Raw genomic sequence first — 18603 nt, forward strand, 5'->3', positions numbered from 1 at the left:
CTTTTTATTTAGTGTTCAATAGATAAACAAGAAGGGAATTGAATTCTTCTTTAGAAAGCGCAGTATTGAAATTGTCCGGCATGAGCGTGTATTTGGAAGGGGTCATTTCTTTGATTTCTGGTTTTGAAACCGAAAACTCCTTCCCTGTTTGGTCCGCCAAAACCACTGTCTGCCCTTCTTCCCTTCTATACAACCCCGAGACAGTTTGACCATTGTTCAGGGAAATATTGTAGGTTCTGAAATTCTCTGTAATGTTTCTATTAGGATCCAGGATTTTGGTTGCCAAAGCAGTTTGACCCCAATTGCCGACACCGTCCAATTGCGGCCCGATAAGACCGCCCTTATTGTCAATTTGATGGCAACTGCTGCAGTTTTTCTCAAAAATGGTAGCACCTGAGACAAGGTGATTAGGATCGGGTACGAATTCAGCCAACCTTTCGGCAATCAGCTTCAGTCGTTCTTCGGAGATCGGAACCAAGTTGGCGGTGAGTTCATGAAACTCTTTCAGTTGTTGTGGGGTAATGTTAGCGAGCAAATTCTCTTCCACTGTCCTTTGCTTCAACAATCTGGCAGGCGCATGGCCTTTTTTGATTGAAGTCATCAGTTTGGATTTTCCATCTGGATTTTTCACCAATTCCACACTGATGGTTTCCTGAAGTTCAGCAGGTGCATTTTTGAGTCCATCTCCTAGCAATTGCCTGGCAGAAGGGTTGTCCCACAATGCCAAGGCCGATGCCATTTTTCTCCTCATACTGATTTCTTCCTCAGTGTCATTCATTCTTTCAGACACCAAAATAGAGTTTGACTTAGGGTCAATCCTCATCAAAGCCGGCGCGCCAGCAGAACGGATATCTTCATCCAAGGCCTTTTTGGTCAGTAACCCTTTCAAATGTATGGAAACTGATGCCATCTCATATTTCCCTGCTGTTTCTGAAGCAAAAACCAATTGGGCTTTTTCTGTGTCTGTGTAGGCTTCCTTGGCTGGAATGGATTTTAGCATACTTTCCGCCAAGGTCTTGTACCAATATTGGTAGGAAGCAGGAACTGTCATTGTCCGTTGGTTCATTCCTTGGAGAGTTGCATTGGCCAACAAATGCGCTTCTGAGGGTTCATCCCCTGCTTTTTGTTTGACCCATTGCAGCAGTTTTTCCATTTTGGAGGGGTGAATGTTTTTCGCAATCGCTTCTGTAAAACCTATGGCGTTTTTATTCGACTCTTTGAATTTGCCAAGGTGGGCCAAAAGGAAATCACCGGTCTCCGGGACATTCAGGTCGGAAATTACAAGGGCTACCACTTTGGCCTGTTGGTCCTGCCAATTTTCTTTCAAGGCCATTTGGAGAATTTCCTTTTCCTGAAAATGATTAGAAAGTGACATCAGCATCGTATATGCCAAATGAGAATCGTAAATAGGAATCTTTGAATGGAGTTCAACAAGCTTTTTATAGGCTTTTGGATTCGGATGTCTGCTCAATAATTCCGCCGCTGCTCTTTGAACATGCGGATCGGTATCGGACAAATCTTCTATGGCTTTGGCATATTGCCTCTCAGAAAGTTGATCGTAATTCGAGAGGATTTTGTAGGCATGTACTTTAACCCTTCTATCAGGATGTTGGAGAGTGTTTTGAAGGGCATTTTCGGGTAAAGCATCAAGTCTATACAAAGCCCATAATCCTTGAATCAATTGTTCAGGCTCGGTATTTTTGCCCGCAACCATTGTTTTGAGAGAAGGAATAGCATCTTTTCCGATTCTGTCCACCAATTCATCTGTCGCCAACATCCGAAGTTGCAGGATGCTGTTTCCCATGGCTTGAATCAGTTCACCCTGACTAGCTTTTGACCAATCGGTTACCTTTCTGCTATTGCCCTTGTAGGTTATTTTCCAGATCCTGCCACTGACCCGGTCCCTTCCGGGATGGTCGAGGGGAACTTCATAATGACCGATAATCCTGTTATAAAAATCAGCGATATACATGGCCCCGTCAGGACCGATTTTGATGTCTACGGGTCTAAACCATGGGTCTTTGCTGACCAAAAAAGCTTCTTGGGCGATTGCTTTTGGTGTGCTGCCGTTAAATTCCATCGTATTTCGGCTGACCCTACAGGTCACGACATCACCGGAATAGAAACTGTTGCGGTATTCATCTGGAAACTGGTCATCTGTATAATAGACCAATCCTGACAAGGCGGTAGATTTGAGTCCATAGTCCATCATCGTCGGAGCAAATCCCATGTTGGGTTCTTTTTTTCCCCATTGGGTATAATTGCCTCCCCATATCAACTGGTAGATGGGCAAAGTATGGCAGTCAGCCGAATAGTGGTAGCCCATCTCATCGTAATCCGAGCCAAATGGATTGATCCTTCCATCGGTGGTTTTTTCGACCCGGCTTCCATCCGGTCTGAACCTGAAAGTATTGCCTGACACCATTTTGATAGAATCCCTGTCTTTGCCTGCCACTACCGAAATATTGGAAAATCCATGGGAAGCATGGATCCAACCATCAAAGCCCCGAAAAAGGTTATTGACCATCCCGTGGGTATCTTTGTGCTCAAAAGGGCCAAGCAAAACTTCTCTTTTATCAGCCTTGCCATCATTATCCGTGTCCAACATTTTGTAGACATTGGGAATGGAATAGGCGATTGCGCCGTTTTTGATCGGGATTATTCCGATCGGAATGTTGAGGTCATTGGCAAAGTCCTGGATTTTGTCTGCTTTGCCGTCTCCATCGGTATCCTCGAGAATAGTGATTCTGTCATTACCTTCCCCCTGACCTGCAGCAATGGGATATTCGGAAGATTGGGTAACCCAAAGTCTTCCCTTCTCATCAAAAGCCATATTGATGGGCTTGGTGATATCAGGTTCTGAGGCAAAAAGCGTCACCTCAAATCCTTCAGGTAGGACAAAATCCAAGCGTTCTTCCTCGGGAGTTTGGAACTTGGAAGTTCTTATATGCTCTGCATAAATATCCACGGCTGCTGATGTTGACTCGGATTGCTCCGGGGATGGCTGCCTGCAACTTGGAAACAAAGCAAAAAATAACAATAGGAAAATGATGGATCTATGGAAATACTTCATCGAATAGGTCAGATTGGGTTGGCGGATCAAATCCTATTAAACTTAATTTTAATCCATCAAAGAAGCAATAATTGAAATGGAATGTTGATAGATGGCATTTGAAAGAATGTGGAATGTGGAATGGGCTAAAGCCCCATTCCTATTGAATTGCCTCCTGCTTTAGCTGGAGGACAAAAATGAATTCAACATTCATATTGGCTTTAGCCAAAATTTAATCCATTCAGGATTTTCCTTAGAATTCGAATTTTTTGGCTAAAGCCTCTATCAATATTATCTATCCTTATTTAATGAATGGGCTAAAGCCACATTCCTATTCAAATGGTTATCCCAAATTGGATTCCCATTTGAATTGCCTCCGGTTTTAGCTGGAGGCCTAAAATGAATGCAACATTCATATTGGCTTTAGCCAATATTTCTTCCAATCATGGTTTTGGGTTGAATTCAAATATTTTGGCTAAAGCCTCTATCAATATTATCTATCCTAATTTAATGAATGGGCTAAAGCCACATTCCTATTCAATTCCTGTTGAATTGCCTCCTGCTTTAGCTGGAGGCTTAAAATGAATGCAACATTCATATTGGCTTTAGCCAAAATTTCATCCATTCCGGATTTTCCTTAGAATTCAAATTTTTTGGCTAAAGCCTCTATCAATATTATCTATCCTAATTTAATGAATGGGCTAAAGCCACATTCCTATTCAAATGGTTATCCCAAATTGGATTCCCATTTGAATTGCCTCCTGCTTTAGCTGGAGGCTTAAAATGAATGCAACATTCATATTGGCTTTAGCCAAAATTTCTTCCAATCATGGTTTTGGTTTGAATTCAAATATTTTGGCTAAAGCCTCTATCAATATTATCTATCCTAATTTAATGAATGGGCTAAAGCCACATTCCTATTCAAATGGTTATCCCAAATTGGATTCCCATTTGAATTGCCTCCGGTTTTAGCTGGAGGCTTAAAATGAATGCGATATTCACATTGGCTTTAGCCAAAATTTCATCCATTCCGGATTTTCTTAGAATTCAGATTTTCCTAATTGTTTTCAAGAAGATTTCTATGATACTCCATGGCAAGATCCAAGTACTTTTTACCCTTTGTCAGTTCTTGCGCTTTCTTTTCAGATATGGGTTCTGTCATGCTGTTCAATAAAAAAACCTTAGCCCTGACATTTGCTCTCAAGCATTTATAATAAAGGAAAATCGCTTCATCCTCATCTTTTTGAAAACTGGCCAAAATTATTTTTTTGTAAGCATCCAAAAATAAATTCGAGAGATCATTCCTTCCAAAAAACTCCAAATCCATACACATAAAGGCAATTTCGTAGAGGACATCAATCTGCCTGAATGCATCTTGAAATTCAATGCAGTCGAAAATAACAGGAGTTTTATACAAAAAAATATTTCCACAGTGTAGGTCACCATGAACATCTTTGGTTAAACCTTCTTTAATTCTTTCCTCAAATCTGATTGCATGTCTACTTAAAAAATCATCACTGAAAGAAATCAACTTTAAAATAGTATCCGAAAAAGCAGGTCCGAATTCTTTCAAAACAACTTTTTGAACCGAGTTCAGATCACTGAACAATTCCTTGGCTTTTTCTAGATTAAAAGCACCCTTTATGACTTCCGCATGTTGATGAAAGTGGGCGACTTGATTGGCCAGAAGGATAATGCGATCAGGATCGACGTCATGATGCTTTAGGAGCGTATCCAATCTTTTTGCACTTTCCATTCGTTTCATGCAAACCGCATAATCCATGATCTTTCCCGCTCCTTCTCCTATTTTCCAAACTCCTTGATCATATGTAATCGGCAGAATAGAAAGGTAAATGGACGAAAATCTTCTGTTTAATTCCAGTTCCTTTTGACAACATTCTTTTCTCAACTCAAGGGTAGAATAATCCAAAAAAGACAACCTAATCTCTTTTTTAATTTTAAAAGCATGATTTTCAGTCAGAATTACCCAAGAGATGTTTGTCTCTTCCAATTCCCCCTTGATCGGTTTGTCCTCAAATATTCCTTCGCTCATCAATTGCCTTACATCGTGCCTTTTCATGGGGTTGAATTGATGAATTTTAAAGCATTTTCCAAACTCTCTTCGAGGAAACCATCTTTGGACTGGATCAAAAGATGGTCTTCCCGGATGGGTTCAAACTCAGATTTAATCCTTTGATACACCTCCATGTCCGCTTCGCTGTCTTCTCTAGGTTTGGAGAGCCGTTTGGCAATCAACTCTTCATCGGCCTTGATATGAATGATCGACAGCTTCCATGACAATGACTTGGCCAAAAAAATAACTAAGTCCCGGACCTGTTGGAGAAAAAAAGTCCCATCTAAAACCACACTTTTGCCGAATTTATGAGTATTTTTTGCCCGCTTAAACATTTCTTCATACACTGTCAGCTTGTTATCGAGCTCATAATGCCCCATCAAACCCAATTCCTTTCGAATCTCATCACTTCCAAGATAGACGGCATCAATTTCTTTGGCTAATCTCTTGGCAAAATAACTTTTACCTGAACCCGGAAGTCCCATTACAATGATCAGTACTGACGTGGATTTCGAAACCTTTTCCATAAAGAAACATTCTTACTTATTGCAAAAAATACACATATCTTCCATTACGCGATTTATCCTGTGTCTTTCTTTTATTCATTAGTTCAATTTAATCCAAACAGACTGCTAATCATAGCCGATATTGAATTGATTTTTCAAAAATTATTATGAAGAAATTGAATGGTATTAGTAAAGAAAAATCTTTCTATAATTTCTTCAGCTTTAATCTCCCTATTTTCTTTAATTGATAAACTATTCTTTTTTAAAAAGCCATGAGCGAGTTTTTCCAATTCCTTAGACAATGGTTCTAGACCCTCAGCAGTCAATACACCAGGAAAAGGATAAATACTTCCGTCAAAATCAGTGCCCAAGCAAGTATTTCCCCAGGCAAACAACCCGTTTTTATCACAAACTTCCGCAAAATGCTGCAATTGGTTCCAAATCAGTAATGCTGACTTCTGTAAATCCTCATTAGGGTTTTTGAATTTGAAAAAACCCTTAAGTTTTTTGATATCTGCATGGATGTTTAGATCCATTTGAAAAGCAAAAAGCCCATCTCTCTCCACCAACTTGACTATTTCCTCATCATAAAAATTTAAATCACTTTCATTAAAAACATTTAAAAAAGGCGAGTCTGCTACATTTTCTCGAATTGATTTACCTATCAATGCCCCATGGCTAATTATCAAAGGGATGCATTCATTGTGGTATTCTTCATCCAATAACTGATAATAATCCATCCGGGTATTCAAACTCATATGCTTGAGATCAATTAAAATACGTCTTCCATTCTTTCTTGATAACAATTGCCTCACAACTTCCCTACCCAAATGAGTCAATCCGATACCAAGGTTTTTTTCTTGGTTTACCAGTTTTCCCAATCTTTGAAGGCTTCGGGCATGCCCACACAGGTCATTGTTGAAATTATGTGCCAAACCAATAAAAAGAGGAGGAAAATCCCAACTTTTCAAATCCCTGATATTGGCAAAGACCTCATCCCTATCCTGTTTAATTCCGTATTCTTCCAAACCCGTATTAAAAACATGGGCACCTTCAATACTGAAGATAACCCCAATTTCGTTTCCAGATTTTAAATTGATTGCCAGATCATTTTTATTATTTAGAGGTCTCCAAGTTCGAAGAACACTATCCACCAGATTTTCTTTTTTGGAATTAAGAAAAAATTGATACTCTTTTTTGAGGTCCTCAAAATAACTTGAATGTTTTTGGATATGTCTTATCCTTTTATATCCGATTTCAATTCCCCAATTTGCCAATTGGGCTGCCATAGCAGGCCATACATAGGGATTATGAAAAAAACCTTTTTCAAAAGGATAAAGAGAAACAAAAGCAACTTTTCCATTTGCCTTGCTCATTGTACTAAAATCTGTTTGAGAAAACTTAGTAATTCCGGTATTTTCATAAATTTTTTTTGAAAAAAAATCAGGCTTTTTGGTATACCAAACATCGGATTTTGGGTTTATAGTATTTGTAAAGGATTGTCCAAAAGTTTTGAGATTGGGATGGCAATGAAGATCAGTGTATTTAAAATCTGTCATAGAATTTGTGCTTACATATTCTCTTCCCAAATAGGAGTTTCTACCCTATTGCTTTTTATAAGTCGATAATGGTCTCTAAGAGATTTCCATATTGATATAGATTTATAACCTAGACCTTGTTCCAGGCAAAATTTCTCAATTTCAGCGGTCACTTCTTGGGCATAGAGATAACTTACATTAGGGAACAAGTGATGTGCAATGTGAAAATTAAAATTTGCCATTGCATACCTTGTAAACCAATTTTGCTCTAATAGATCATTGGTGGTTAGAAGCTGATGTTTTAGCCAACTGTTTGGCAAAGTATGTTTTATTCCTACCATAGGAAATTGATTATTGATATTGACATGAGGGGGCAACAAAACAAACAGTGCAAAAATCCCGGCGACTAAAAACATCATCAAGCCTGCTAAAATAACCTGAAAAATAGAAAAAGGAGTGTAATAAATAGGAATCACAAAGACATATCCAACAAATAGAATTTTGAAAGAGAGAAGTTTAATATATTCTCGGAAAGGTATTGGACCAAATTTCCCTTTTCCTGTGAATTGGATGAAATAATCTCTGAAATCCCGGACCAAAAACCAATTGAGAAGAAAAAAAGGGTACAAGAAAATAATAAAATGCTGGTATTTTGTAAGCCATTTTCCTTTTTCGTCGGGGTGTACCTTCAAAAATTTACTCTTTTCAATGTCGCTGTCCCAACCTGCCACATTGGGGAAATTATGATGGAATATGATATGCCTTTTTTGCCACATGTAGCTGTTTGCACCCATCATGTCAAAAATCATCATATACCAATGATTAAAGGATTTTTTTGGAAAAAGGTTTTCATGACAAACCTCATGAATAAGATTCAAAAAAATAATAACCAACATAAAGCCCATACAGGAATAACCAAATAAGAAAGTGACATAATTGGAACTTGTCATTGAAAAAAAATAAATACATAAATAAATCAACGGCAAAAGAACCGCCTTTAAAATCAATTCCTTTTCCCTTTTTTCAATTTGATTTAGTTTCGAATAAACCCTTTTTCTTAAGGCTGCAGTAAGATTACTATCCTTAAGGTTGGATTCAAATCTGGGAAATTTTTCTTGAGATTTAGACATATAATCCATCTTTCCATCATTTTGGTTAAGAAATAATTACCTTTAATTCATGCTTCCCCTACGGAAGTTCTCTCTCATAATGCACACTATTTTAATTCTTTAATCAAATGGATAATTTTCTCAGTGATATACTAATATTTCATTAACATTTAGTTGGTTTCATTTTATGAACCTCCATCCTTTATTAATATTTATCTTGTGTCCAAAACAGAAGTTTCAAAATTGCCAGACTTACTTTTTCCCATTCGATCCAGGCTTTTCCATTTTTCGGAACTGGGAGGTCCAAAAAGAAAATGGATTTTCGAATGGAAATTTGAAATCTGTGGCAATTGTCTGAAAATATCGATATACTCATGTAAGAGGATTTTTGCCGGATTGTGGGTGGAAATATTGTGAGTAATGCCATAAATCGGTTTCTCACTTTCCCTTTCGTAAGTACCAAAAAGGTGGTCGAAGAGGATTAAAATTCCACCCATATTTTTATCCAAATATTTAGGATTACTGCCATGATGAACTCTGTGGTTAGAGGGTGTATTGAAAATCAAATCAAGAATACCAAGTTTTCCAATCCGCTCGGTATGGACAAGGATATTCCAGATAGTAGAGATGGATTCGTTAAGTAAAATCATCCAGGGAGGAATTCCAAACAGACATAAAGGTGCCCAAAAAAGAAACCTATAAAAAGTATGGATAAAATTGACCCGGAATCCTACTGAAATATTATAATGCAAGGAAGAATGATGCGTAACATGTGCTGCCCAAAATATTCTTGATTTATGTCCCAATAAATGAAAAAGGTACATTATGAAATCGCAAGCAAAAAATCCCACAATCCATACCCATATGGTAATATCTGGCTTGAAAAATGCAAATCCATATACGATGCTGTATAACCCAAAGGCAACTCCTTTCATGAAAAGCCCTACGGACAGAATACACATTCCAACTGCAAAATTAGCCAGCATATCCTTTACTTCATTTTGAAAATGCTCTTGTTTCCAAGTGAGGTACAACTCACATATGAAAATCAAAATCATCAATGGTGCGCCGATTGCGTCAATGCTCAACATAAAAACCTTTCAAATTTTATGTAAAACTAATTTTCTATGAAAATACAAAAAAGAAATTAATTTGGAAACAACTATAATTTAAATATTTAACTTAGGTATGAGTGTTATTATGAACTTTATCTTAAATCAAGGTATCGTATGTCAGTCATTTTTTGCCTTTTTCTCTGCTTTCCGCAATTCCTTCTCCTGATTTTTGTAATACTTTCTAAATAAGAAGCTCCCCTTTAGCGCCTCCATATTTTCATTGAAATTATAAGTGCTTTGTTCGATATTGATCATGCTTTTCATAAGGGTTTCGCGCATCAGGTTGTCACTGATAATCAGACCTGCAGTACCTTGTCCCGATTGGATGCTTTCCAACATTTTTCTCGTTTCCGCCATCATCGAAGCTGCATCAGCACTTGTTTTGAGGATATTTTCAATGGATTCATTCAAGTTATCTGCCATGATAGAGTCTTTAAAAACCTGTTGTACAATCCCTTTCCCCTGCTCCAAATCCATCATGAATTCTTTTCCGGCCTTTGCCAAAGCCGAAGCGTTGGATCCGGCTATCCTGAATTCTCGGATTGTGTTTTTGATATCACTGGGCAATTGATCGTCCGAAAGCAAAGCCCAAAGGCTCTCGCTTTTGTTTAATTTCTCTGAAACTTCTGCAAGGTTGATCATCGTTATTTCCAGAAAATCACCTGTGGAGCTTAGTTTTTTCAACATTCCTTCTGTGTCTATAGCCTTTTGGGAATAGAGAATGTCACCTTCCTCAACCGGGTCTGCATTGCCTTCTTGGGGAAGAATATGGAGGATTTTATTTCCCATCAATCCATCTGTATTGATCGAGGTCATGGCATTTTTCCTAATGAAAGGCTGCATTTTCTTTTGGATATAGAGCGTGATATTGATAGAAGAATCATTGTCCATTTCAATAGTTTTGACTGTGCCGACGTCAATTCCCTGAAAACGCACGTTATTTCCCGGAACGAGGCCATTTACGTTTTCGACGACTGAAATGATCGTGATAGATGAACCGAAAATATTTTGGTTTTTTCCGATCATGTATAAAGTATAGACAAGGAAAAGGATCCCTGCCAGGACCATCAATCCTAATTTCGAGTTCTCAATTTTTTTCTTCTCTTTCATAATCAGTCGAAAAATTCCCTGATTTTGGGATCTTTAGATAAACAAAGATTGTCATAGGTATCATCCGCATAGCACTTGCCATCGATGAGCATGATCACTCTATTTGAAGTAATCCGGATACATTTCATATCATGGGAAATGATCACTGAAGTAGCATGATATTTCTTTTGCACCTCCACCATCAGTTCACTGATTTCTCTTGCCGTAATCGGATCCAAACCTGTAGTCGGTTCGTCATAGAGGATGACACTTGGTTTGAGAATCAATGCACGCGCTAACGCAATCCGCTTTCGCATCCCGCCCGAAAGCTCAGAAGGCATCATATTGACTGTATGTAAAAGACCAACATCTTCCAAAGCCTCGTTTACTGCGCTTTCTGCCCCTGTTGCCCTTTCTTCTTTGGTCCAATGAATCCTAAGTGGGAATTCAAGGTTTTCCCTTACGGTCATAGAATCATACAATGCGTTGCTTTGAAAAAGAAACCCGACTTTAGACCGTAACTTGTCCAGCTCATCCTGATCAAGTCCATGGATAATCTGATCGAGAACAACGATTTCACCCGAATCGGGCTGCAGCAGATTAATGATGCATTTGATCAAAACGGATTTTCCCGAACCTGATTTTCCTAGGATTACCAGATTTTCACCGGGGATCACATCCATTGAAAAATCCCGTAACACATGGTTTTCACCAAATGATTTATTGATATTTTTCACTTCAATGATCGGTTTCAAATCCGCTTCCATTTAAGTCAAACCTAATATATCCGTAATCTGCACAGCAATTAAATCAATTACAAAAACCAACAAAGAGGCCACTATCACCGCAGTCGTAGCTGATCTTCCAACCCCTTCAGTTCCTTTGGTGGAATTATAGCCTTTGTATGTCCCAATGATCCCTATTGCAAAACCAAAGAAGAATGTTTTGATCAAAGAAGGCAGCATATCGCTGAATTCCAAGACTCCAAATACCTGAAACCAATACAAATGCCAGCTGACCTGACCACGGATGTTTACACCCAAATAACCTCCATATAGCGAAACTGCATTGGCAAGACTTGAAAGCACCGGAACCATCAGGGTAGCTGCCATCACCCGGGTCACTACCAGGTATTTGAAAGGATTGGTACCAGAGACTTCCATGGCATCTATCTGCTCAGTCACACGCATAGACCCGAGTTCGGCCCCCATACCTGAACCAATTTTTCCAGCACAAATCAAAGCTGTTATTACCGGAGCAATCTCCCTTATCAAAGAAACAGACACCATGGAAGGCAGATAGGATTCCGCACCAAACTCTACCAAAGTCGGCCTTGATTGAATCGTAAGCACCAAGCCCATGATAAATGCCGTGACCCCGACCAAAGTCAAGGTCTTGTATCCAATCCAATAGCATTGGTTGATAAACTCATGGTATTCTTGCTTTGGTTTGGTAACTTCCCTGAAAAATCTGGCTGTAAAGCGGGAAATATCCCCCACTTCATTCAAAAATTGACTCTTGTCGATATTTGGAAGTTTTAACCTCATGTTTAATGTCCTATTCCAAAGATGCTAATAAGCATTCCAAAAATTAAGATTGATAATCAAATAATTACATGATGTTTGTCATGTTTTAATTTGAAATTTGTGATTACCCATATTTTCAATAAACTTGACTATAATTTAAAATCGGCCTTAGGATCGAAGTTGCCCCAAATGAAGTATTCCAAATAGATTTTTTGAATTAACTATCCACTTGCCGACTAGGACGATTTGATTCCCGGTAGACCGGAAAAGAACCCACTTTTACTAAGATTGATCGGATTCTGATTTTGATTGAACATATCACTATCACAATCCCAAAGTTTTTTTGGAAAATCAATCCTCCTATCTACCTTGGATTAAGGGTTTTAACAATAAATTTGGATTTTTTTACTTATTCTTATATCATTTCTTCATTTGAAAGGGCAAGTGGATTTTTTAACTTGCAGCCCGCTAAAACACACAGAATTTGAAAATACTCGTCATTGATATCGGAGGAACAAACATCAAGGTAAAGGCAGATAATGATCAGGAAAGACGGAAAATTCCATCTGGTGCTGATTTGACTCCACAGGCAATGGTCACCCAGGTTCTGGAAACTGCAAAGGATTGGGAATATGAAGCCATCTCTATCGGTTACCCTGGGGTGATTAAAAAAGGAAAAATCAAAACCGAACCCAAAAATCTTGGGCAAGGATGGACAACTTTTGACTACGAAAAAGCTTTTGGAAAACCCGTGAAAATCTTAAACGATGCTGCCATGCAGGCTTTGGGATCATATCAGGGTGGGGTATTGTTGTTTTTGGGATTAGGGACAGGTATGGGCTCGGCCATTGTAGCAGAAGGAAGTGTTGTACCCATGGAAATGGCACACCTTTCCTATAGAAAAGGAACTTTTGAAGATTATGTGGGATTGAGGGGCTTGGAAAGAATGGGACCGGAAAAGTGGCAAAGGCATGTTCAGGTTGTTGTTAAAAGGTTTCAAGCCGCATTTTTACCCGATGACATTGTGATAGGTGGTGGAAATTCGAAATTGTTGAGCGAACTTCCTTCAGGTTGCAGATTAGGAAATAACCACCTCGCATTTGATGGCGGATTCAGGATGTGGGATGACCATTATCATTGATTGGTTATTTGGTTAATGGGTTAATTGGTTATTTTTTAAGCAGTATAATTAGCTGACAAGTTAATGGTTTATTTTTTTCGTTTTGAGTAGTGGACCGTTGACTGTGGTCTGTTGATATTAACGAATTACTTCTTCACCGGACGCACCTTGTTTTCTTCTGTGCTATTGTGAATGGTGGAAGGGGAATCTGTTTTCTCAGCTATCTTCGATTCTACTCGTTCAGCCTCAACCACTGCCGGTCGGGATGGAAAGAAAAAGTGATGTGGGCGGGTGAAGAAACGTCGCATGATGATTCCAAAAAGCTTGCTGCTGTGGCTGAATGTAACTTTTCTTGATTTCATCACTACAAAAATGGCAAGGGAAAAACTCACCAAGAAATTCATCAATCCTATGCAAATGATTCCGCCAATAGTAATCAAGATTTGATAAGTACTTAATTGGTCACCTATAGAAGCATAAGCGAGACCGAAATTTCCTGATGCAAATGTGATGTGCTGGATATCTAAAGGCAGACCGAAAATGATCCCGATAGTTCCCATAGATCCAAGAAATATTCCTAGGAAAAAGTTACCTGCTAGACTCCCAAGATTATTTTCAATATAGGTACCAAACCGCAGGGCGATTTTCGAGCCGAAAATCTTGTTCAAATTTGGGTTGTTTTTGATCCGCTGGGGGATTTTATTGTAGATGTTTTTATTGTCATAATAACCCGAAATCATCCCTGAAAGAAATAGAAATACCCCTGCAATACCTGCATGCAAGAGGGCGAAACTGCTGATGGGATTGATTCCTTCGAGGAGGTACATTGCTTTATCACTTTCCGCAACATGACTGCCGGTAAGGTAATGGTATCCATAAGCAATGAGGAAAGCTACAGGAAAAGCAATCATAACGTTCCCCACAAATGCGATGAACTGTGACCGGGATATTTTGACGATCAGCTCGACGAGGTTATCGAGAGAAACTGCCTTCGGTTTATCTGATTCATCCAATGCAGCCGCCAATTTTGACGCTGTCATGGCCGGTTGCTTTGTGGCGAGAACAGAATGAGTAACGTGAATTCCGATAAATCCCAAGGAATAATTCATGCTGTACAAAAAGGCTTCTCCAAAAAGGGGAAGTCTCAAGTAATAGACCATGACTTTGATAATAGAAAGAAATCCAACTATGAGTCCTCCTCCCATGGAAGAAAATAACATTTTCCACCATTCTTTGGAGGTATTGGTGATGTAATGGTCGGCTGTTTTACCGGCATGTTCGGTAATCTGAAACGCCAATAAATTCACATTGTCCTCGATATGATCTGATAAGCTATTTTTACGATTGACTGCTCTTACCAATACTTGTAGCAATTCAATCTCTCCTTGAAAAGGAGTTTGGGAATCTGACTTGGTGACTAATTTGAGTAAAGACCTTAGTCTTCCTATATTTTGGTTGAGTCTATGGAGCAAATAGGTAAAATGGAGGTCTGTACCAAATTTGCTTTTGTTTTTTCGGATGAGAAGTGTGTAATCTTCACATTGGCTAAGCATGACCAGGATATGCTTGTAATCCGGATTTTGGTCTGTCCTATCAAAGTTTGGTTTCTCTTTGTAATGGTCTAGGTATTCGAATAGGGTTTTGTTTTGGATCAAAAAGGGTGAATCAAAATCCTCTAATTCAGGAAGTTTTGAAAGGATCTCCGGTTCCAGACCCAGTGCCGCAACCCTTTGGGAAATGACAATAATACTGTTGAGCGTTTGGGTCAGCATCCTATCTTCCATGCCCAATTCCTCGATTTCCCTTAAACCAAATAGCTGAAAAAGGGCCTCCCAGTATTCATTGGGGATTTCCTTGACCCACCAGAAATCCCATTTTCTGTGAAAGACGGTACCAAAAATTGCGATGGTGTCATTGTCATTCAGGTATTTTGGCAGCATCATGGAATTGATCCGATAAAAAGATTCCTGAAAAAAACCTCGTGTGGTTAATATTCCTGATTCGGTAAAAAGATGGACATACTGTTTTCCTTCAAAAATTCTTGATAGATAACTTTTAAGGAGATGAAGTTCGTCCGGGTTGTTTTTTAGCAACAGCAGCAGGTTATCAAAATTTACTTTTGCCTGGCTGAGGTTTTTTTTGGAGGGTCTGACATAATCAACAAAAACCACCAACAAATCAGGTGTCATCTCCTCATGCTGCTGTTTGATATAAAAAAGAATTTCAGAAATCGGTTTAATTTTCAAAAGTTAATAGTCTTAGGTCTTATTTATAACCCGGTATTTTGGAAAGCGTTCATTACCTGCGAAATTTGTAATTCATTTTACAGCCTGACTGTAGCCAAGGATTTTGTAATTGACTCACGGTTAAGTTTTAACGCCTCGTCATTCTCTAGGTCATTCAAGGCTTGGTTAAATGGCTCCGTGCGGACAGGTCCTGCATAGCCGATATCGATGATGCCTTGAAGGAAATCTTTTGTATTGATCACACCGGTAGCCATGGGCAATTCCCGTTTTCCATCTAGTTGGGTTTCTCTGGTAAATCCAAGTCGGGCATCGTTGAGGTCGACCACCACCACATCTTCGGGCTTCAAGGTTCGGATGTCTTCTAAAGTGTCATTGGCACAATACCAATGAAAAGTATCCAAAACAAACCCCACATTGCTTTCCCCGATTTCCCCGATCAATTCCTTCCCTTCCTTCATACTACCGATAAAGGGATAACGTCCCGATGTCATCATAGTTCGCATCCCAAGGTATTCCAAGCCAAACCGGATACCATGGTCCTTCATCACTTTGGCACACTCACCTAATCGGTAGGCATGCTGTTTCATATTTTCATTATAGGTCAATTGATCATGGGTTGAAATGATCCAGGTATTCATCAAGGTAGCACCTTGTTTTTCCATGGTTTGGCAAAATTTTCTCAAACCTTTGAAGTCTTCATTGAATTTGGTTTTGTCCCTGCGGTATTCGACGGGGATGTTAGTCGAATCATAGCTGATATTATTGGCCTTCATTTTAGCCAAAATATCGTTCAGCTGTCCATCGGAATAAGAATCCATCACTTCCTGGGTAAAAGGGCTGATGGCCTCATACTTATATTTGAGCGCATAATCCAAGGTCTGAGCAAAGTTGGCCTTCACACCGATGGTTCCGGGATTGAGCGCAATTTTGAATTTTCTTTCCTGCTTCTGCCCGGCAATGACACTTGGAATAGATCCTGCTAAAATGGCAGCTGATGCCAAGGCACTTGACTGTATAAATTTTCTCCTTACCATGATGCAGTTAATTTGGAACAAGATAGGCGATTAGTCGAAAGTTCAAAAGAAGAAAATGACCACAGGATTCTGTCAGTTACCGAAAACAGGGTATTTGTTTCTATCAATATTTCATTTTATTAGATTGTTGGCTGAGAATTTCCCGAGCTTTTATTAAAATTGATTTTTACCAAATAACCCAATTACCTATGACCAGAACCCTGATTATCTCACTGTCATTCATTTGTTTCTGTCTTTCATCTTTTGCCCAGGAAAGCAAAGTTTTTGATGAACTGACGATGAGCAGCAAAATCTTAAATATGGAGAGGAAATATGCAGTGTACCTTCCTCCTGGGTATGAATCCTCCCAACGCTCCTATCCAGTGCTCTACCTTCTTCATGGCGGTGGTGATGATCAGACCGGATGGGTTCAGTTCGGAGAAGTGCAGCACATAGCTGACAAAGCCATTCTGGAAGGAAAAGCTACGGCAATGATCATCGTCATGCCAGATGCAAATACAGCAAGACGGGGATATTTCAATGATGTCAATAATGAGTGGAGGTATGAGGATTTCTTTTTTGAGGAACTGATGCCTGAAGTGGAAAAGAAATATCGGATCAAATCCGAGAAAAGGTACCGGGCGATTGCCGGACTTTCTATGGGTGGAGGAGGAACGTTCTTCTACGCCATGCACAGACCGGAGCTTTTTTCCTCAGCTTGTCCTCTCAGCGCGGCTGTCAGAAACAATACTTTCGAGGAATTCAAAAAAGGCCTTGAAACCAACAAAGTGGTTGTAAAAAACGAATCTACTTTGCAGCCATATTTTGACAGACACAGTGCATTACAACAGATTGAACTCAATGATGTAGAAAAGATGAAATCCGTCAAGTGGTATTTTGACTGCGGGGATGATGATTTTCTCTATGAAGGAAATAGTCTCGTTCACATTGCGATGAAGAAAAAAGAAATTCCACATGAATTTAGGATCAGAGACGGGGCGCATAATTGGACCTATTGGAGAACTTCTCTGCCCGATGTGTTGGCATTTGTCTCGGACACTTTTCATCAAAAGTGACAGCAATGGATGAAGGATCGAAGGTATGTTTTAAAAGTAAGAAATTAGAGGTGGAAGGTGATAGGTAAAAAGGAGGTCTAAGATGAAAGGAAAGTTGTTAGGTGAAATATAATTATTGTCCGAATCGGTGTTCAATTTTGATACATAATATTATTAGTAAATACGCTTAATTGGCCATAAAGTAAGATTTCCCCATTTGGTATGGGTATTGTCAGATAAAAGGAAAAATTGTAAAATATGATAAGCTTTCTTCTTTGGTGCATTCTATTCATCTTGTGTTGGCCGATTGCCATTATCGCATTGATACTCTACCCTATTGTTTGGCTTCTCCTTTTGCCTTTTAGATTATTGGGGTTTGCCATCGATCTTTCTTTCTCTTTTGTCAAAAACTTATTCATGCTCCCCTTTACTTTGGTTGGAAAAAGATAATCCATTTAAAATGCTTTCAACAGTAGAGAATCCTAACAAAATCAGCTTTTTGGATCAATTTAAATTGGACTGATTTTTTACCTAAATTTGACATGGAATAAAAAAGATTCTTTAGAACAGCTAAATTCAATTTTCTCCTATTTTTCAATTTACTTTGTACCCATGAATTCAACGACCAAATCCGCATTATTGGCTAAGGCCCAAGAAATGCTAAGAGATCAGATAAAAGACATCCAACGTCAGCTTACCGAATTGCAGGAATCTTCCGAAGTAGAAGAAAAAAGCTCTGCGGGAGACAAATTTGAAACCCATCAGGAAATGTTGCATCAGACAAGAGATATTTTGGAAAAAAGACTTGCATCTTCAAGGGTGATGTTGGCCCAATTGAACGCTGTACCTGTCAAAGAAATGTCCAAGGTAGATGAAGGTGCATTATTACAAGTTCCGATGGGGAAAATATGGGTTTCTATCCCAATGGGAAAAGTTGTCCTTGATGGGGTCGATTACCAGTTGGTTTCAAGAGATTCACCTTTGATTTCAGCCTTGTGGGATTTGAAAAAAGGACAAAGTGCAGACTTTCGTGGCAAACAGATCGAAGTCAAGGACCTTGTTTAGAATACGCTTATACTATTTTCAATTACAAAATATTAAGTTTAAACCGCCGTTCTGAAAATTGGATGGCGGTTTTATTTTTATTTTTTCTTTTTTTA

At 38.9% G+C, this 18603-nt stretch carries 14 protein-coding genes; 3 read left to right on the forward strand and 11 right to left on the reverse strand.

All coding sequences use genetic code 11. The features are described from left to right. Positions 1 to 4: 4 nt before the first annotated feature. The 9 genes from M3O96_RS06395 to M3O96_RS06435 form a co-directional block, all read right to left on the reverse strand. Positions 5 to 3073 carry a PVC-type heme-binding CxxCH protein gene (locus M3O96_RS06395; RefSeq protein WP_249719500.1) on the reverse strand — a complete coding sequence of 1023 codons (3069 nt, stop codon included), beginning with the start codon at positions 3071 to 3073 and terminating at the stop codon, positions 5 to 7. Between the two features lie 1036 nt (positions 3074 to 4109). After that, a complete protein-coding gene (locus M3O96_RS06400) occupies positions 4110 to 5132 on the reverse strand; it encodes a hypothetical protein (protein WP_249719501.1) in 1023 nt (340 codons plus the stop codon). Then, complete coding sequence (locus M3O96_RS06405; RefSeq protein WP_249719502.1) at positions 5129 to 5653, reverse strand: P-loop nucleotide/nucleoside kinase family protein; 525 nt, start codon at positions 5651 to 5653, stop codon at positions 5129 to 5131. Before M3O96_RS06405 ends, M3O96_RS06400 begins: the two co-directional genes overlap by 4 nt. A 134-nt stretch (positions 5654 to 5787) precedes the next feature. After that, a complete protein-coding gene (locus M3O96_RS06410; RefSeq protein ID WP_249719503.1) occupies positions 5788 to 7008 on the reverse strand; it encodes an amidohydrolase family protein in 1221 nt (406 codons plus the stop codon). A 194-nt stretch (positions 7009 to 7202) separates the two neighbouring features. After that, the gene (locus M3O96_RS06415) at positions 7203 to 8309 is read right to left on the reverse strand and encodes a fatty acid desaturase family protein (protein ID WP_349630835.1); all 1107 of its coding nucleotides are present in this window, start codon (positions 8307 to 8309) and stop codon (positions 7203 to 7205) included. 182 nt (positions 8310 to 8491) lie between these two features. Continuing rightward, positions 8492 to 9370 carry a sterol desaturase family protein gene (locus M3O96_RS06420; protein ID WP_249719504.1) on the reverse strand — a complete coding sequence of 293 codons (879 nt, stop codon included), beginning with the start codon at positions 9368 to 9370 and terminating at the stop codon, positions 8492 to 8494. Between the two features lie 141 nt (positions 9371 to 9511). Continuing rightward, a complete protein-coding gene (locus tag M3O96_RS06425) occupies positions 9512 to 10504 on the reverse strand; it encodes an MlaD family protein (protein WP_249719505.1) in 993 nt (330 codons plus the stop codon). Between the two features lie 2 nt (positions 10505 to 10506). Then, positions 10507 to 11250 carry an ABC transporter ATP-binding protein gene (locus M3O96_RS06430; protein ID WP_249719506.1) on the reverse strand — a complete coding sequence of 248 codons (744 nt, stop codon included), beginning with the start codon at positions 11248 to 11250 and terminating at the stop codon, positions 10507 to 10509. Continuing rightward, positions 11251 to 12030, reverse strand: a complete 780-nt coding sequence (locus M3O96_RS06435) for an MlaE family ABC transporter permease (protein ID WP_249719507.1) — start codon at positions 12028 to 12030, stop codon at positions 11251 to 11253. Positions 12031 to 12493: 463 nt separating this feature from the next. Here M3O96_RS06435 and M3O96_RS06440 point away from each other — a divergent pair, with 463 nt between their 5' ends. Next, the gene (locus M3O96_RS06440) at positions 12494 to 13150 is read left to right on the forward strand and encodes an ROK family protein (protein ID WP_249719508.1); all 657 of its coding nucleotides are present in this window, start codon (positions 12494 to 12496) and stop codon (positions 13148 to 13150) included. Between the two features lie 125 nt (positions 13151 to 13275). Here M3O96_RS06440 and M3O96_RS06445 read toward each other — a convergent pair whose 3' ends face one another. Together M3O96_RS06445 and M3O96_RS06450 are read right to left on the reverse strand one after the other, a co-directional pair. Then, the gene (locus M3O96_RS06445) at positions 13276 to 15375 is read right to left on the reverse strand and encodes a site-specific recombinase (protein WP_249719509.1); all 2100 of its coding nucleotides are present in this window, start codon (positions 15373 to 15375) and stop codon (positions 13276 to 13278) included. 77 nt (positions 15376 to 15452) lie between these two features. Further along, complete coding sequence (locus tag M3O96_RS06450; RefSeq protein WP_249719510.1) at positions 15453 to 16409, reverse strand: sugar phosphate isomerase/epimerase family protein; 957 nt, start codon at positions 16407 to 16409, stop codon at positions 15453 to 15455. 188 nt (positions 16410 to 16597) lie between these two features. Here M3O96_RS06450 and M3O96_RS06455 point away from each other — a divergent pair, with 188 nt between their 5' ends. Both M3O96_RS06455 and M3O96_RS06460 read left to right on the forward strand, forming a co-directional pair. Then, complete coding sequence (locus M3O96_RS06455; RefSeq protein ID WP_249719511.1) at positions 16598 to 17464, forward strand: alpha/beta hydrolase; 867 nt, start codon at positions 16598 to 16600, stop codon at positions 17462 to 17464. A gap of 591 nt (positions 17465 to 18055) precedes the next feature. Beyond that, the gene (locus M3O96_RS06460; RefSeq protein WP_249719512.1) at positions 18056 to 18508 is read left to right on the forward strand and encodes a hypothetical protein; all 453 of its coding nucleotides are present in this window, start codon (positions 18056 to 18058) and stop codon (positions 18506 to 18508) included. Positions 18509 to 18603: the final 95 nt, after the last annotated feature.

It is taken from the genome of Aquiflexum sp. TKW24L, from assembly GCF_023502205.1.
Lineage (GTDB): Bacteria > Bacteroidota > Bacteroidia > Cytophagales > Cyclobacteriaceae > Cognataquiflexum.

What these genes read in the sequence shown, in the direction of transcription:
- M3O96_RS06405 (WP_249719502.1), bottom strand. Translation starts at nt 5,653, where the DNA reads ATGGAAAAGGTTTCGAAATCCACGTCAGTACTGATCATTGTAATGGGA.
- M3O96_RS06425 (WP_249719505.1), bottom strand. Translation starts at nt 10,504, where the DNA reads ATGAAAGAGAAGAAAAAAATTGAGAACTCGAAATTAGGATTGATGGTC.
- M3O96_RS06410 (WP_249719503.1), bottom strand. Translation starts at nt 7,008, where the DNA reads ATGAGCAAGGCAAATGGAAAAGTTGCTTTTGTTTCTCTTTATCCTTTT.
- M3O96_RS06435 (WP_249719507.1), bottom strand. Translation starts at nt 12,030, where the DNA reads ATGAGGTTAAAACTTCCAAATATCGACAAGAGTCAATTTTTGAATGAA.
- M3O96_RS06455 (WP_249719511.1), top strand. Translation starts at nt 16,598, where the DNA reads ATGACCAGAACCCTGATTATCTCACTGTCATTCATTTGTTTCTGTCTT.
- M3O96_RS06400 (WP_249719501.1), bottom strand. Translation starts at nt 5,132, where the DNA reads ATGAAAAGGCACGATGTAAGGCAATTGATGAGCGAAGGAATATTTGAG.
- M3O96_RS06395 (WP_249719500.1), bottom strand. Translation starts at nt 3,073, where the DNA reads ATGAAGTATTTCCATAGATCCATCATTTTCCTATTGTTATTTTTTGCT.
- M3O96_RS06420 (WP_249719504.1), bottom strand. Translation starts at nt 9,370, where the DNA reads ATGTTGAGCATTGACGCAATCGGCGCACCATTGATGATTTTGATTTTC.
- M3O96_RS06460 (WP_249719512.1), top strand. Translation starts at nt 18,056, where the DNA reads ATGAATTCAACGACCAAATCCGCATTATTGGCTAAGGCCCAAGAAATG.
- M3O96_RS06415 (WP_349630835.1), bottom strand. Translation starts at nt 8,309, where the DNA reads ATGGATTATATGTCTAAATCTCAAGAAAAATTTCCCAGATTTGAATCC.
- M3O96_RS06430 (WP_249719506.1), bottom strand. Translation starts at nt 11,250, where the DNA reads ATGGAAGCGGATTTGAAACCGATCATTGAAGTGAAAAATATCAATAAA.
- M3O96_RS06450 (WP_249719510.1), bottom strand. Translation starts at nt 16,409, where the DNA reads ATGGTAAGGAGAAAATTTATACAGTCAAGTGCCTTGGCATCAGCTGCC.